This is a genomic window from Pseudomonas sp. AC255, from assembly GCF_979258175.1.
On record NZ_OZ409841.1, the window covers coordinates 1,836,934 to 1,851,039 of the forward strand.

General features: G+C 59.9%; 14 protein-coding genes and 1 pseudogene. 8 read left to right on the forward strand and 7 right to left on the reverse strand.

The genetic code is table 11. The features are described 5' to 3' along the window. Window positions 1-237: 237 nt before the first annotated feature. The gene (locus ACZZ0K_RS08590) at window positions 238-918 is read right to left on the reverse strand and encodes an SOS response-associated peptidase (RefSeq protein ID WP_041480789.1); all 681 of its coding nucleotides are present in this window, start codon (window positions 916-918) and stop codon (window positions 238-240) included. Window positions 919-1,116: 198 nt separating this feature from the next. Here ACZZ0K_RS08590 and ACZZ0K_RS08595 point away from each other — a divergent pair, with 198 nt between their 5' ends. Next, the gene (locus ACZZ0K_RS08595) at window positions 1,117-2,016 is read left to right on the forward strand and encodes a polysaccharide deacetylase family protein (RefSeq protein ID WP_258706831.1); all 900 of its coding nucleotides are present in this window, start codon (window positions 1,117-1,119) and stop codon (window positions 2,014-2,016) included. Between the two features lie 105 nt (window positions 2,017-2,121). Further along, the gene (locus ACZZ0K_RS08600) at window positions 2,122-2,364 is read left to right on the forward strand and encodes a DUF1652 domain-containing protein (protein WP_016775073.1); all 243 of its coding nucleotides are present in this window, start codon (window positions 2,122-2,124) and stop codon (window positions 2,362-2,364) included. Between the two features lie 3 nt (window positions 2,365-2,367). Here ACZZ0K_RS08600 and ACZZ0K_RS08605 read toward each other — a convergent pair whose 3' ends face one another. Beyond that, window positions 2,368-2,730, reverse strand: coding sequence for an NUDIX hydrolase (locus ACZZ0K_RS08605; protein ID WP_258706830.1), 363 nt, complete (start codon window positions 2,728-2,730; stop codon window positions 2,368-2,370). A 218-nt stretch (window positions 2,731-2,948) separates the two neighbouring features. Between ACZZ0K_RS08605 and ACZZ0K_RS08610 the strand changes: the two genes are divergently transcribed. Then, window positions 2,949-3,146, forward strand: coding sequence for a hypothetical protein (locus ACZZ0K_RS08610; protein ID WP_056789288.1), 198 nt, complete (start codon window positions 2,949-2,951; stop codon window positions 3,144-3,146). Between the two features lie 64 nt (window positions 3,147-3,210). On the opposite strand, the gene ACZZ0K_RS08615 is transcribed toward ACZZ0K_RS08610, so the two are convergent. After that, on the reverse strand, window positions 3,211-3,450 hold the full coding sequence (locus ACZZ0K_RS08615) for a hypothetical protein (protein WP_041480783.1): 240 nt from the start codon (window positions 3,448-3,450) through the stop codon (window positions 3,211-3,213). A gap of 184 nt (window positions 3,451-3,634) precedes the next feature. On the opposite strand from ACZZ0K_RS08615, the gene ACZZ0K_RS08620 reads away from it, so the two are divergent. Together ACZZ0K_RS08620 and ACZZ0K_RS08625 are read left to right on the forward strand one after the other, a co-directional pair. Next, complete coding sequence (locus ACZZ0K_RS08620; protein WP_056789890.1) at window positions 3,635-3,970, forward strand: hypothetical protein; 336 nt, start codon at window positions 3,635-3,637, stop codon at window positions 3,968-3,970. A 189-nt stretch (window positions 3,971-4,159) separates the two neighbouring features. Further along, complete coding sequence (locus ACZZ0K_RS08625) at window positions 4,160-4,804, forward strand: DUF6338 family protein (RefSeq protein WP_252878428.1); 645 nt, start codon at window positions 4,160-4,162, stop codon at window positions 4,802-4,804. 104 nt (window positions 4,805-4,908) lie between these two features. On the opposite strand, the gene ACZZ0K_RS08630 is transcribed toward ACZZ0K_RS08625, so the two are convergent. Further along, entirely contained in the window at window positions 4,909-5,808 is a 900-nt protein-coding gene (locus ACZZ0K_RS08630) for a LysR family transcriptional regulator (protein WP_252878427.1), read from the reverse strand. A 118-nt stretch (window positions 5,809-5,926) separates the two neighbouring features. Between ACZZ0K_RS08630 and ACZZ0K_RS08635 the strand changes: the two genes are divergently transcribed. Together ACZZ0K_RS08635 and ACZZ0K_RS08640 are read left to right on the forward strand one after the other, a co-directional pair. Further along, window positions 5,927-7,294: an MFS transporter gene (locus ACZZ0K_RS08635; RefSeq protein ID WP_323620354.1), complete on the forward strand. Its 1,368-nt coding sequence runs from the start codon at window positions 5,927-5,929 to the stop codon at window positions 7,292-7,294. A gap of 30 nt (window positions 7,295-7,324) precedes the next feature. Beyond that, the gene (locus ACZZ0K_RS08640; RefSeq protein WP_258706828.1) at window positions 7,325-8,599 is read left to right on the forward strand and encodes a glucarate dehydratase family protein; all 1,275 of its coding nucleotides are present in this window, start codon (window positions 7,325-7,327) and stop codon (window positions 8,597-8,599) included. A 120-nt stretch (window positions 8,600-8,719) separates the two neighbouring features. On the opposite strand, the gene ACZZ0K_RS08645 is transcribed toward ACZZ0K_RS08640, so the two are convergent. After that, window positions 8,720-9,604 carry a LysR substrate-binding domain-containing protein gene (locus tag ACZZ0K_RS08645; RefSeq protein ID WP_463559052.1) on the reverse strand — a complete coding sequence of 295 codons (885 nt, stop codon included), beginning with the start codon at window positions 9,602-9,604 and terminating at the stop codon, window positions 8,720-8,722. Between the two features lie 157 nt (window positions 9,605-9,761). Between ACZZ0K_RS08645 and ydiJ the strand changes: the two are divergent. Next, window positions 9,762-12,787 (forward strand): annotated as a pseudogene (gene ydiJ, locus ACZZ0K_RS08650) (D-2-hydroxyglutarate dehydrogenase YdiJ). Here the strand turns inward: ydiJ and ACZZ0K_RS08655 are convergent. Both ACZZ0K_RS08655 and ACZZ0K_RS08660 read right to left on the reverse strand, forming a co-directional pair. After that, window positions 12,720-13,406 carry a paraquat-inducible protein A gene (locus ACZZ0K_RS08655; RefSeq protein WP_258706825.1) on the reverse strand — a complete coding sequence of 229 codons (687 nt, stop codon included), beginning with the start codon at window positions 13,404-13,406 and terminating at the stop codon, window positions 12,720-12,722. The pseudogene ydiJ and the gene ACZZ0K_RS08655 overlap by 68 nt on opposite strands. Further along, window positions 13,403-13,999 carry a paraquat-inducible protein A gene (locus ACZZ0K_RS08660; protein ID WP_041480769.1) on the reverse strand — a complete coding sequence of 199 codons (597 nt, stop codon included), beginning with the start codon at window positions 13,997-13,999 and terminating at the stop codon, window positions 13,403-13,405. Before ACZZ0K_RS08660 ends, ACZZ0K_RS08655 begins: the two co-directional genes overlap by 4 nt. Window positions 14,000-14,106: the final 107 nt, after the last annotated feature.

A 14,106-nucleotide genomic window follows, 5' to 3' on the forward strand; every position in this document is an offset into this window, starting at 1 on the left:
TGTTGATGGATTCCTGATTTCTTTGACTCTTTGGTCAACTGGTATACCAATCGGAAAGGCGGCGCGCATGCTATCCGCAGCGCGGGGAAATGTATGTATGACTGTCGAAATGTCTGACAGGCGGTTGATTCGCTCAAACGGCTGTTTTACGGGGGTGTATCGCGGTTGAAACACTTTTTGTAACGCGCGGGATTCAGTGACGGGCTCGCTTGATTAACGCAGCAGTGAAGTAATTATTTAGTCGACTCGTTCTATCAATTGCGCACCTTGATTACGCGTATTACCGACCGCTTTGCCGACTTTGTACCATTCGAAGGCATCACTGGGCTCGCCTTCAAACAGCAGCATCTGCTCGGCGCGTTCCAGCGGCGTAGCCGGATCAAGCCATTCCCGAGCCCGCGTCGAATCGAAGACCACCGGGCGGCGATCGTGAATATCGAGGAGGCCGCCCAGGCTGTCAGCGGTGATGATGACGAACCCGTCGTCCTCCCTCGGCGCAACCCCCGGTGCCGGAAACTGGCCGATACCAGCACAGAAAACCGGAGCCTGATCCGCCCGACGAATCAACCAGGGCTGGCGGGATTTTTCCCCGGTATCAACCCATTCAAACCAGTTGTCGACCGGCACAATCAGCCGCTGCCGCCAGATCGCCCGGAAGAACGCGCCGTGGGCGACTTTTTCCACCCGTGCGTTGATGGGCGCGGCACGATCCTTGGCCCAATGCGGCCGCCAGCCCCAGCGCAGATTGTCGGCATGAATAGCCTGTTCGTGCTGATGCAGAACCGCCAGCGCAGTGGTGGGCGCTGCGTTGTAGCGATTGAGCGGCGCATCGCCAACGTGATTGATCAACGCATCGGGGATGCTGAGCACCGCGACGAAATCGTGAATCCCACGGTACTGCGTGAGTCTTCCGCACATGGCTGAAATCTCCTTGAGGAAATTTGAGTCTAGTCGGACATGCCGACGTGCCTGGCCGATGACGCACTGGAACCAGCACCGGAACCAAACCCTGTGTACCTTATCCAACCTGCGCTCGCGGATAGCCGCGCAGGGATGGACAAAGGCGAGGGAGGTTTGCCATTCGACAACACCACGGCCGCGGCCTCGGGGCAAGACATGACATCCGGATGCAAACTTCTTTGTGTTGCGCTCATCGCGCTCGGTCAGGCCGGTTGCATCGCCGCGCCGATTGAAATGACCACGCAAACCGAAACGCGCCTGAAGGCACAGGCCCCCGTACGTTTTCTGCTGACGTTTGACGATGGCCCCAGCGCTTCAGGATGGTGGAATCCCACGGCGACGGTGCTCGACAGCCTCAAAAGCAATCCGCTGCAGGCAGACATCAAAGCCGTGTTTTTCGCGCAGACCCGAGCACCCAGGGCAGGCGACAGCGAGATCGGTCGCAGCCTGATGCGTCGTGAACACGCCGAGGGGCATATTCTCGCCTTTCACACTGCAACCCACTGGCACACCAACCATCGCTCACTCGATCCGCAAGAGCTGGAGCAATCGCTGACCGATGGCAGCGCTGACATTGCCGCCATCACCGGAGCGCTGCCCAAGCTGTTGCGCCCACCGTTCTGGAACTACGACAAGCGCACATTTGCGGCCTATCAAAAACACGGCTTGCACGTCTTGCTCACGGACCTGAGTGCCAACGACGGCAAGATCTGGGGCTTCAACGCCAGCCCTCGGCGTCGGGCGAACATGCTGCGGCAGTTATCGGAAGTGCGCGAGCGCATCGCCGTGGGTCAATTGCCGACCGTGGATGGCGTGATTCCGGTCGTGGTGACGTTCCATGATCTCAATCGCTACACCGCGCGCCACACTCGCGAATATCTGCAGATTCTGCTCGATAGCGCGGCGGCGACCGGGGTCAGACTGGCGGACGAGCCGTTCTACGACGATCAGGCCGCACTGGAAAAAGCCGCGTTGGCGCGTACGGTTCAGCAAAGCGCTGAGCCGGTGAATCTGCCCGGTATGTGGAACTGGATCTGGGATCACGACGCGCATTGAATGACGTGAGTGAGTTGTGATCGGCTTGGCATTCCCGAGCGGGCAATCAACAGACCGTGGGTCTATGCTCGATGGATCGATTCTCCGCCTGCGAGGCGCCCGTCCATGCTTGCCATTGCCGATATTTGCCGGATCGTCGAGTCAGGCTTCCCCACGTTCAAGTGTGATTGCACACCGACCGGACAAGGTCTGTTGCGGATCAAGGTGTATGAGCCGGGCAGTGGGCGTGTCGAGTTGTTGCTCGACGGCGTTTCTCCCGAACATCTGGTGACGATTCGCGATATTTCCAATTTCATCGGTGAGTTGCGCACGGAAATCAGCGCCGGTCGCCGGGCGTTCGCCGGCTGATCGTTATAAACGCCGTTGAAAGGCCTGCACGATGCGCCGTGTCGCGTCGTTGGTTTCAAGATTGTGCAGGGCATCTAGCGGATACCAGATGCAATCGACGATTTCATTCTGCGGGCGCACCTCGTCGAGGTTGACCACCGACGCCTCATAAACGTGATGTCGCGTACTGCCCGCCTGCAGATCCATCAGATACAGGACGTCCTCGGCATTCAGCCCGGTTTCTTCTTCCAGCTCGCGAACGGCAGCCGCCGCGCGGGTTTCCCCGGGCTCGATCTTGCCTCCGGGCAGCGACCAGTGATGGCGGGGTTTGCGCACCAGGAGGATATGCCGATCCTGTTCGCAAATGACGGTAGCGCGTACTTTCATGAATGCCCTGCTGATGCTTGTCATAAAAATGTAATTAAACTGCAATATTCGAGCCGCAAGCAGATTTAAAGGTTCCCCGTTGATTGGGAGCTACTTGCCCAGCAAAAAGTGCCAGTGGATTGACGAATGCAGGGTGAGTTCGGGTTTACAACGAAGCAGGTACCGGGTGTAAGGTGGGCCTGTACACCGAAAACACCGTTGGCAAAAGGGAGGTGCTTATGAGCATTCCAATGCTGAACAAGCTGCACATGAATGGTTACGATGTGCTCAGTGTGAACAACGGCCCGTGGCGGGTATGCACTCAGGGCGACCGGTTGGCGTCATTCACCAGCAGGGAGGAAGCGATGGCCTATGCGGCGGCGCTTCCTGGTTACAAGCAACGCCCCAAACGGGTGCAAAGCCAGAACGTCAGTTGATGCGTTATAACGAAAGAGCCCCGGTTTCGACCGGGGCTTCTTATTTGTGGCTTTGGAACGCTTGTCAGTGCACCTTGATTCGGCTGATGGTCCGGGCTTTTACCTCCTTGGCATAGATCTGCAATCTCTCTTCGTCGCTTTGCAGGATTTCGCACGACCGCAACACGGTCTGGGCGTCTGCCTCGTTGCCGGATTTACGCAGTTGTTCAGCGATGCGCTTGAGATCGACCGCCGACCATCTCAGGTCCGACGCCACGCTTTGCAAATCCCGTTGAAGTTCGTGTTCGTATTCATTGAGCCGCATGATCACCTCCTGAACGTTCTCGGTAGAAAAGAGTAGTCGCATTTTCCCGGATGCGGCCAAGTCATCTGACGCCCGGCTGAACCGATGTGAAAAATTGTCCAAACGCCGGTAACGGCGGGTTGCCACGATGGATGTGCAAGCGGTTAAACGGTACATTCAGCTTTTTTCCGCACAGGTAAACAACATGCGCGTATGGATCGGCAGTCTGGCACTTGCTCTGTTGACGGGGTGCTCGTTACCGGCGTCGCTGGTGCCGGGCGAGCCAAACCTCAGCAAGGCCAGTGACAAGCCACCCAAGGAATATGCTGCGTGTTTGTTACCGTTGTGGCAGAAGGATGTTGCCAGGACCTCGCAGACGTCGATTTCCAACGGCTACCGGATTACCGCGCCGAGCATTATCACGGCGGATGAGATTCTCGATATCGTCAAATACAAGGACGGTAGCAAGGTGTCCCTCTACCAGGGGCCGCCGTGGGCCAAGTCCGGATCGCTGCGCCAATCGGTGCGTGATTGCCTGTAACCGGGCGCCCGGATCTCAAAAAAGGCAGACACCGAAGTTCGATGTCTGCCTTTTTTCATCGGATGGAGACTCCAGCCAAACGCTCGCAATGAGCTGTGACAGTTGCCCGCGAGGCGCTGCCGAATCCTTGACTAGGCTTTGAATGTCGGCCCGTGACGGGTTCGGCATGACTGAAAGGAGCCTCGGATCATGGATGATCTGGTCAAGGACATCATTCCGCTGTTGCAGTATCTAATCCCAGGTTTTCTATCGACCTGGATCTTCTATTCACTTACGGCATTCAAGCGACCGGATACGTTCGGCCAGATCGTGCAGGCGCTGATATTCACATTTGTGATTCAGGGCGCGGTGTTGGCGGTGGGCAACCTCTGTTTGTGGATTGGCTCGAAGGGTTTTTCATTAGGAAACTGGGATGATCGGGCGCAAACGCTCTGGGCATTTATGTTTTCGCTGATGCTGGGATTGTTTGCCTGTTACCTGGCAACGAGTGACAAATTGCACGGCTGGTTACGTAAGCGAAACGTCACGAAACAATCTTCTTTCCCCAGTGAATGGTTCTGCGCCTTTGCCCAACATGAGCGCTTTATAACCCTGCATTTAAGCGACGAAAGGCGCGTATTTGGCTGGCCGGTCGAGTGGCCACGGGAATCATCAAATGGTCAGTTTGTCATGAAATATCCGCGTTGGCTCACGGATGATGGCCAACCTGCATCTATTGGCGCGGAGTTTTTGTTGATAGATTCCGCGAAAGTCAAATGGGTCGAGTTCAGCCCAGTATCAGAGGGATCAACATGCCAACTGCCAGAGCACCACAACCCATGCCAAAGCATTTAGAGCGACTCTTTGTCGGGCCGGACGGAAAAATGCTCGACGTGCCCTTGATCAAGGGACCCAGTGCGCCGCCGCCTCTGAAACCACGGTCTAGACGATAAACTTCTTCAGCCCCAACCCTGCACCACCGCCCGGCGAATCGCCTCCAGCAACATCGCGAACGCCGGGTTGTCATTGTTCTCCCGCCAGATCAGATGCAGTTCGCTTTGCACCCCTTCGCCCAGATCGATCTCGCGAAACACCACATTCCTGAACACCACGCTGGTAGCGCAACGCGGTACCAGCGCCAGACCCATGCCAGCGTTGACCAGCGCCAGAATCGTCAGCGACGAGCCCAGCCACTGCACGTAATCCGGCGCCACCCGCGCTGAGCGTAGCGTGCCGGTCAACAGTTCGTTGAACGGCGGATAGGCTTCATGGGAGTACATCAGGAACGGTTGTTTATCCAGATCGGCGACAGACACTTCAGTCGCGTTTGCCAACTTGTGCCCGCTGGGCACTGCAAGCACAAATGGTTCGCGCACCAGGCATTCGGTGGCATAGCCCGGTTCCTGCAATGGCGCCCGTGCGATGCCCAGGTCGATACGGCGAGCTCGCAACGCCTCGTGCTGTTGATAGGTGTTCATCTCTGCCAGATCGATTTTCACCTGGGGCTGTTTAAGTCGCGCTTCGGCGATCACCTTGGGCAGAAACTCATACACCGCGCTGCCGACAAACGCGATGTTTACCGAACCAATATCGCCCTCGGCAAACCGGCGTGCGGTGATCGCTGCTTGCTGGGCGCGCTCCAGCAGATTCTGCGCTTCAACGAAAAATGCCCGGCCTGCCGACGTCAGCGCAACGCTGCGTGTGCTGCGGGTGAACAGCTCGACGCCAAGGTGATGCTCCAGCAACTGGATCTGCCGACTCAGCGGCGGCTGCGTCATGTTCAGACGCTCGGCGGCGCGGCGGAAGTTGAGTTCGGTGGCGACCGTGGTAAAGCAGCGCAGTTGGGTGAGTTCGAACATTGATCTAATCCAGGTATCAATCGAATGCCTGTTTAGATTAGACGGGATCAATGCACGACGTCCATGATCGGCTCATTGCTTCAAGTCATCCCTAAAAAACAAGATCGGGAGTCGCCCCTTGAAAACCCTCCAGAGTCCGCCGGACATCACGGTGCTCGCCCGCGCCGCCGCCAAGGTCAAACGCCACGTACTGCCGCTGTTCGTGGTGATGTTCATCGTCAACTACATCGACCGGGTCAATATCGGTTTCGTGCGCAGTCATCTGGAGACCGATCTGGGCATTGGCGCAGCGGCTTATGGACTTGGCGCCGGATTGTTTTTCATCGGTTATGCGCTGTTCGAAGTGCCGTCGAACATGCTGTTGCAGCGCTACGGCGCGCGGGTCTGGCTGACGCGGATCATGTTTACCTGGGGCGCTGCGGCCATGGCCATGGCCTTTGTTCAGGGCGAAACCAGTTTCTACGTACTGCGCTTTATTCTTGGCGCGGCTGAGGCCGGGTTCTTCCCGGGAATCATTTACTACTTCACCCAATGGCTGCCAGCGTCCGAGCGCGGCAAAACCATGGCGGTGTTCCTTAGCGGCTCAGCGATTGCCTCGGTCATTTCCGGCCCGGTGTCCGGTGCGCTGTTGCATATCAGCGGGTTTGGCATGCACGGCTGGCAGTGGATGTTTCTGATCGAAGGCGCAGCGTCGGTGGTGTTGTGTGCTTTCGTCTGGTTCTGGCTGCAATCGCACCCGCGTCAAGCCAAGTGGCTGAGCGAGGAAGAGCGGGACGCACTGGTCGCGGCGATTGCCGAGGAGCAGCGCGCTCGCGAAGCGGTACAAGTCGCCAAGCCGTCGATGTTCAAGCTGTTGGCCGACCGGCAGATCGCGCTGTTCTGCTTCATCTACTTTTCCATTGCCCTGACCATCTACGGCGCAACCTTCTGGCTACCGAGCATGATCAAGAAGATGGGCAACCTCGGTGATTTCCAGGTCGGGCTGCTCAACTCCATTCCGTGGATCATTTCGATTGTCGCCATGTACGGCTTCGCGGCGCTGGCCGGCAAGTGGAAATTCCAGCAGGCCTGGGTCGCGCTGACCCTGGTGATCGCCGCCATCGGTATGTTCATGTCGACCACCGGCGGGCCGGTGTTTGCATTTGTCGCGATCTGCTTCGCCGCCATCGGTTTCAAAGCGGCGTCGGCGCTGTTCTGGCCGATTCCGCAGAGCTATCTGGATGCGCGCATTGCGGCGGCGGTGATCGCGCTGATCAACTCCATCGGCAACCTTGGCGGCTTCGTCGCGCCGACCGCGTTCGGCATCCTTGAACAAACCACCGGCTCCATCGAGGGCGGCCTGTATGGCCTGGCGGCGACATCGCTGATCGCTGCCGTGGTGATCTCCTTCGCCCGCACGGCGCCTGGCGCCAAAGATAAAACCCCGGCAAAGCCAAGTGACGAAGCCGCCGTTGTGGCGCCGGCTCGTCCGGCTGCGAGCCACTGAATCGATTGTTGATCTGTCAGGAGCGTTATCTTGAAAATCACCCGTGTCAGCGTCACCCCGATTGCCTTTCGCGATCCGCCACTGCTCAACGCCAGCGGCATCCACGAACCCTTTGCTCTGCGCTCGATCATCGAGATTGAAAGTGACAACGGCTACATCGGCCTCGGCGAAAGCTACGGCGATGCCCCGGCGCTGGCGATCCAGCAACAATTGCAGAGCCAGTTGATCGGCCTCGATCCGTTCAGCCTCAATCAATTGCGCGCGATCGTGCAGGCCACCGTGGCGGCGAATAAACCCGCCGGCGTCGCTGGTGCCGAACTGGCCCCCGGTTCCCACGCCAGCAAAGCGGTGAGCAATGCCTACTCGGCATTCGAAGTGGCGTTTCTCGATTTGCAGGCGCACTACCTGAACGTGCCGCTGGTGGACCTGCTCGGCGGAGCGATCCGCGATGAAGTGCCGTTCAGCGCCTACCTGTTTTTCAAATACGCCGAACATATCGAGTCCCCCTACAAGCCGGACAACTGGGGCGAGGCGCTGAGCGAGCAACAGATCGTCGCGCAGGCAGCGCGGATGATCGAGGCGTACGGTTTCAAGAGCATCAAGCTCAAGGCCGGCACCTTGCCGCCGGAGCATGAGGTGGCGTGCATCAAGGCACTGAAGAAAGCCTTTCAGGGATTTCCGCTGCGCATCGATCCGAACGGCAACTGGTCGCTGGAGACAGCGATTCGCATGGCCGAACTGCTCGGCGATGATCTGCAGTATTACGAAGACCCGACCCCGGGCCTTGATGGCATGGCCGAACTGCACAAGCGCACCGGTCTGCCCTTGGCGACCAATATGGTCGTTACCGATTTCGACGAGTTCCGCCGCAGCGTTGCGCAGAACAGCGTGCAAATCGTCCTCGCCGACCACCATTACTGGGGTGGCCTGCGGGATACGCAGACGCTGGCGAAAATGTGCGATGTGTTTGGCCTCGGCGTGTCGATGCATTCCAACTCGCACCTGGGCATCAGCCTGATGGCCATGGCGCACGTCGCGGCGGCGGTGCCGAATCTGGATTACGCCTGCGACACCCACTACCCGTGGCAGGAGCCGGACGAGGAAGTGATCAAGGGCGGCAAGCTGCCGATTGTCGATGGCTGTGTGAAGATCACTCGCGCTCCGGGGTTGGGGCTGGAGCTGGATCATGAGCAACTGGCCAAGCTGCATGACCAGTACCTGACGTGCGGGATTCGCCAGCGCGATGATGTGCGGCAGATGCAGCGGTACAAGGCGGATTGGCGGGCGGTCAAGCCGAGGTTTTGAGGTGGTCGGGACGGGCCCCATCGCGGGCAAGCCCGCTCCCACAGGGTCTTTGTCGGATGCAAAATTTGTGAGCGACACAATACCTGTGGGAGCGGGCTTGCCCGCGATGGGGCCCACGAGTCAAAGCGTCTCGAGCAGCCAATCCCGAAACGCTCTCAACGAAGGCAGATTCTCATTACGCGGCGGATACACCAGGTAATAGCTGCGTCGGCTGGTAATCGGCTCGCCCAGTTGCAGCAATTCGCCCTTGAACAATTCGTCTTCGACCAGAATTCGCGGCACCAGGCCAACACCGATATTGGCGCGTACCGCCTGGATCAAGTGCGAGGTCATTTCAAAGCTCGGCCCGATCCGCATGCTGCGATGCGGCAGTTGCTGATGGCTGAACCATTCCGCCCACGCCTGGGCATTGCTGCTGACGTTGAGCAATAACTGCCCGGCAATGTGCTGCTCAGCTTTGTCGCGTTCAGGTGCCGACAACTGCGCGCTGGCAATGGCCACCAGTTCTTCGGTGTGCAGGGGCAGGGCGGTCAGGCCTGGCCATTCTCCGCCGCCGACGCAGATGGCGGCGTCGATTTCGCTGGTATCGAAGTCGATGGTTTCGATCCGCGAGTGCAGGTGCACGGTCATGCCCGGGTGCGCCGTGTAGAAATCCTTCAACCGTGGCAGTAGCCATTTCGAGCCGAAGGTCGGCAGCGTCGCCAGGCGCAGGCTGTGGATGCCCGAACCAAACGCCATTGCCTGCAAGGTTGCGCTGCGAATCTGCCCGAGGGCTTCGCTGAGTTCGCGCTGATACATGCGCCCGACATCCGTCAGCACCACCTGCCGGCCTTCGCGGCTGAACAAGCGCATGCCCAGCATCTTCTCGAGAATCTGTACCTGACGGCTGACCGCGCTCTGCGTCAGTGACAGTTCATGGGCGGCGCGGGTGTAGCTCTCGTGTCGAGCGGCGGCCTCGAAAGCCAGCAGCAGCGACATGGACGGTGTGAGGGTGCGCGGATTCATTCGTAAAACTCATCGATAGCGGGTCGAAATTACGCTTGTTCCATGGCTGGCCAGCAATGAACATGGGCGCAATCAGATGGCGGAGCCTGACGCAATCATTCCTTGCGCACAACTGTTCACCGCCACACAGCCCGATTTGACCGAGATGACCTGACCGATGATTGCCCAGCTGTCGCCTGCCAAAGCCCTGACCGGCGATTACCAACAATTCCTCGCCGCCCTGAAAGACAGCGGCTTTCGCGGTGAAATCAGCGCTGATTACGCCAGCCGGGTGGTGCTCGCGACCGACAACTCGATCTATCAGCGCTTGCCGCAAGCGGCGGTGTTTCCGCTGGATGCGGACGATGTGGCACGTGTCGCACGGCTGATTGCCGAACCGGCGTACGAGAAAGTGGTGATCACCCCCGTGGCGGTGGCACCGGCACCAACGGTCAATCGCTGACGGACGGCATCGTTGTAGACCTGTCGCGGCACATGAACCGCATTCTGGAAATCAACGTCGAACAGCGCTGGGTGCGGGTGCAGGCCGGGGTGGTCAAGGATCAGCTCAACGCCGCGTTGAAATCCGCCGGGCTGTTCTTCGCCCCGGAACTGTCGACCTCCAATCGCGCCACGGTCGGCGGCATGATCAATACCGACGCCAGTGGCCAAGGCAGTTGCACCTACGGCAAGACCCGCGACCATGTGCTGGAACTGGAGATGATCCTGCGCGGCGGCGAGCGTTTGCACGGTCTGCCGCTGACGGAGGACGAGCTTGAAACGCAGTGCGCCCGCGACGATCGGGTCGGCGAAGTCTATCGTTGTGCGCGGCAGATCATTGATGAACAGGGCGAGCTGATCAAGGCACGCTTCCCCGATCTCAACCGCTGCCTGACCGGTTATGACCTGGCGCACCTGCGTGAGGCCGATCAGCGCTTCAACCTCAACAGCGTGCTCTGCGGCGCTGAGGGCTCGCTGGGCTTCGTCGTCGAAGCGCGGTTGAACGTTCTGCCGATTCCCAAGCACACGATGCTGGTGAATATCCGCTACGCCGGGTTCATGGATGCCTTGCGCGATGCGCGGGCGTTGATGGCGCTCAAGCCGTTGTCGATCGAAACCGTCGATTCCAAGGTTTTGCTGCTGGCGATGCAGGACATCGTCTGGCACGGCGTTGCCGAATATTTTCCCGAAAACCCTGAGCGACCGACTCTGGGCATCAATCTGGTCGAGTTCTGTGGTGACGATCCGCAAGACTTGCAGCGCCGCGTCGAAGCGTTCCTCGAACATCTGCAAAGCGACCGCACGGTTGAGCGCCTCGGGCATACGCTGGCGGTCGGTCAGGCAGCGGTGAACAAGGTTTACGGCATGCGCAAACGTGCGGTGGGCCTGCTCGGCAACGTCGCCGGTGAAGCCCGCCCGCAGCCGTTCGTTGAAGACACCGCAGTGCCGCCGCAGCATTTGGCCGAATACATCGCCGAGCTGCGCGACCTGCTCGACAGCCACGGTTTGCAGTACGGCATGTTCGGCCATGTCGACGCCGGCGTACTGCACGTGCGGCCGATCCTCGACATGAAAGACCCGCAGCAAGCGGCGCTGGTACGCCCGGTGTCCGATGGCGTAGCGGCGTTGACTCAGCGCTACGGCGGCCTGCTCTGGGGCGAGCATGGCAAGGGCCTGCGTTCGGAGTACGCGCCGGCATTCTTCGGCGAGTTGTACCCGGCGCTGCAAGCCTTGAAAGCCGCGTTCGACCCGTTCAACCAGTTCAACCCGGGCAAAATCGCTACGCCGGCCAACAGCGGCGCAGCACTGCTGAAGATCGACGAAGTGACCCTGCGCGGCGAGCTGGATCGACAGATCGACGAGAAAGTCTGGCAAAGCTACGGCGCGGCCATGCACTGCAATGGCAACGGCGCCTGCTACAACTTCGATCCCGATGACGCCATGTGCCCGTCGTGGAAAGCCACCCGCGAACGCGCGCAGTCGCCCAAGGGCCGCGCGTCATTGATTCGCGAATGGCTGCGGTTGCAGGGCGAGGCGGGCGTCGACGTGCTCTCGGATGCGATCCGCAAACCGGCGTTTTTCCCCACGCTGTGGCAGCGCTGGCGCAACAGTCGCGATCCGTCGGCAGACTTTTCCCATGAAGTTTACGACGCCATGGCCGGTTGTCTGGCCTGTAAATCCTGCGCGGGGCAGTGCCCGGTCAAGGTCAACGTGCCGGAGTTTCGCTCGCGTTTTCTCGAGCTGTATCACAGTCGTTATCTGCGGCCGGCACGGGATTACCTGATTGCTTCGCTGGAATACACCGTTCCGTACATGGCGCGGATTCCGGCGCTGTACAACGGTGTGATGGGCGCTGGCTGGGTGCGTGGCGCACTCGCGCGGATCGGTGGCATGGTCGATGTGCCGTTGCTCAGCCGTTTCGATTTCCACGCGGCGATGCGCCGTTGGCAGGTGCAGCCGGCAACCGTCGCAACGCTGTCGGCGCTGAGCCCAGAGCAACGCGAACGCAGCGTGGTCATCGTGCAGGACGCCTTCACCCGCTACTTCGAAGCGCCGCTGCTGGCGGATCTGGTCGAGCTGATTTCACGCCTGGGTTATCAGGTGTATCTGGCGCCGTTCAGCGCCAATGGCAAACCGCTGCATGTGCAGGGCTTTCTCTCGGCGTTCAATCGCGCGGCGTTGCGTAACGCTGAGCAGTTGCAGGCGCTGGCGCAGACCGGCGTGCCGTTGCTGGGGCTCGATCCGGCGATGACCCTGGTCTATCGCCAGGAATACCTGAAAGTGCCGGGCCTGAATGAATGTCCTGAAGTGGCGCTGGTGCAGGAGTGGTTGCTCAAGGTTATGCCAGAACGGACGCCTGATGCTCAGCCCAAAGCGTTCCGTCTGCTCGCCCATTGCACGGAGAAAACCAACGCGGCGGCCGCGACCCGCCAATGGGAACAGGTCTTCGAACGTGCCGGACTGAAGCTGGCCACGCAAGCCACCGGTTGCTGCGGCATGTCCGGTACCTACGGCCACGAAGCGCGTAATCGCCAGACCTCGGCAGTCATTTATGAGCAATCGTGGGCGCGTCAGGTGCAGGCTTCGGCGGAGAAGGGCGAGGCGCTGGCGACCGGCTATTCCTGCCGCAGCCAGGTCAAGCGCCAGTCGGATCAGGCGCTGCGCCATCCGTTGCAGGTGCTGCTCCAGACGCTGCGTCGCTGACCGTGTCGCTGGTGTCCTTGTCCCAGATCAGGCGCGGGTCGAAACTCATCGCCGCGAGCATGGTGAACACCACGACCAGGCCGAAGAAGAGGATGCCCGGTCGTGGCTCGATATCGCCCAGCGCCTGGAATTTCACCAGCGCCGCGACCAGCGCGACCACCAGCACATCGAGCATCGACCAGTAGCCGATCAGTTCGACGAAGCGGTACAGCTTCGAACGCTCCCTGCGCGCCCAATCGCTGTTGCGCTGCACGGTGACCAGCAGCAAGGTCAGGGCGACGAATTTGATTCCCGGCACCGCGATGCTGGCGATGAAAATGATCAGCGCAATATCCCACGCCCCGGCCTCCCAGAACTCCAGCACGCCACTCATGATCGTGCTGTCGGCGCCGTTGCCGAGCATCACGGTATTCATCACCGGCAGCAGATTGGCGGGAACATAAAACGCCAGCGCGGCGAGCATGTACGCCCAGGTGCGCGCCAGCGAATTGGTCTTGCGCCGGTGCAACGGCGCATCACAGCGCGGGCACTGGTGTGGCTCGTCGGTCATGTCACAGGCCAGGCCACAGCTGTGGCACAGGCACAGGTTGAGTTCGCTGGCGGTCGGTGGACGCTTCATAAAATGTCCCAAAGTTCGCGAATGTCCCGGCCGGCAATGCGGATCATCATCAGGCTCAGCACCGCCAGGGCGAACAGGCCGATCCCGGGCAGCACATCGAGCAGTCCGGCGAGTTTGAACACCGCGACCATCGCCCCCAGCAGACACACTTCGAGCATGCTCCACGGGCGCAGGGTTTCCAGCCAGCGCATGCACAGATTGAACCCCGGTGCCCGACGCAGGCCGAGGGCAAAACTCAACACCCAGACCAGCAACACCAGCTGAAATGCCGGGGCGATGATGATCGCAATCGCCGCGACCATTGCAATGAACGTAATCGGCCCCTGACTCAGAGCAAGCACCGAATCCCAAAGGGTTGCGCTGTTTTTCATGCCTTTGAGGCTGATGCTCATCACCGGGTAGAAATTGGCGAACAGCCACAGCATCGCCGCCGTGAACGTCAGCGCCAGACGCTGCTCGATGGTCAGGCCGTTGAAGCGCTGCAGCACGCCACCGCAGCGCACGCACAGGGTTTTCTGGTGTTGGGCGAGCACGACTTTCTCGTACACACAATCACAGTGCTCGCAAATGATCAGGTGTTCGGTGTTGACCATGGACAACGCTCGAGGAGGGCCGCGACGGCAGGGCAGACCTGTTCACTATAGAAGGCCGGGGCCGATGGGCAACCTTGATCCTGACTTGTTTGGGTTTTGCTTTTTAG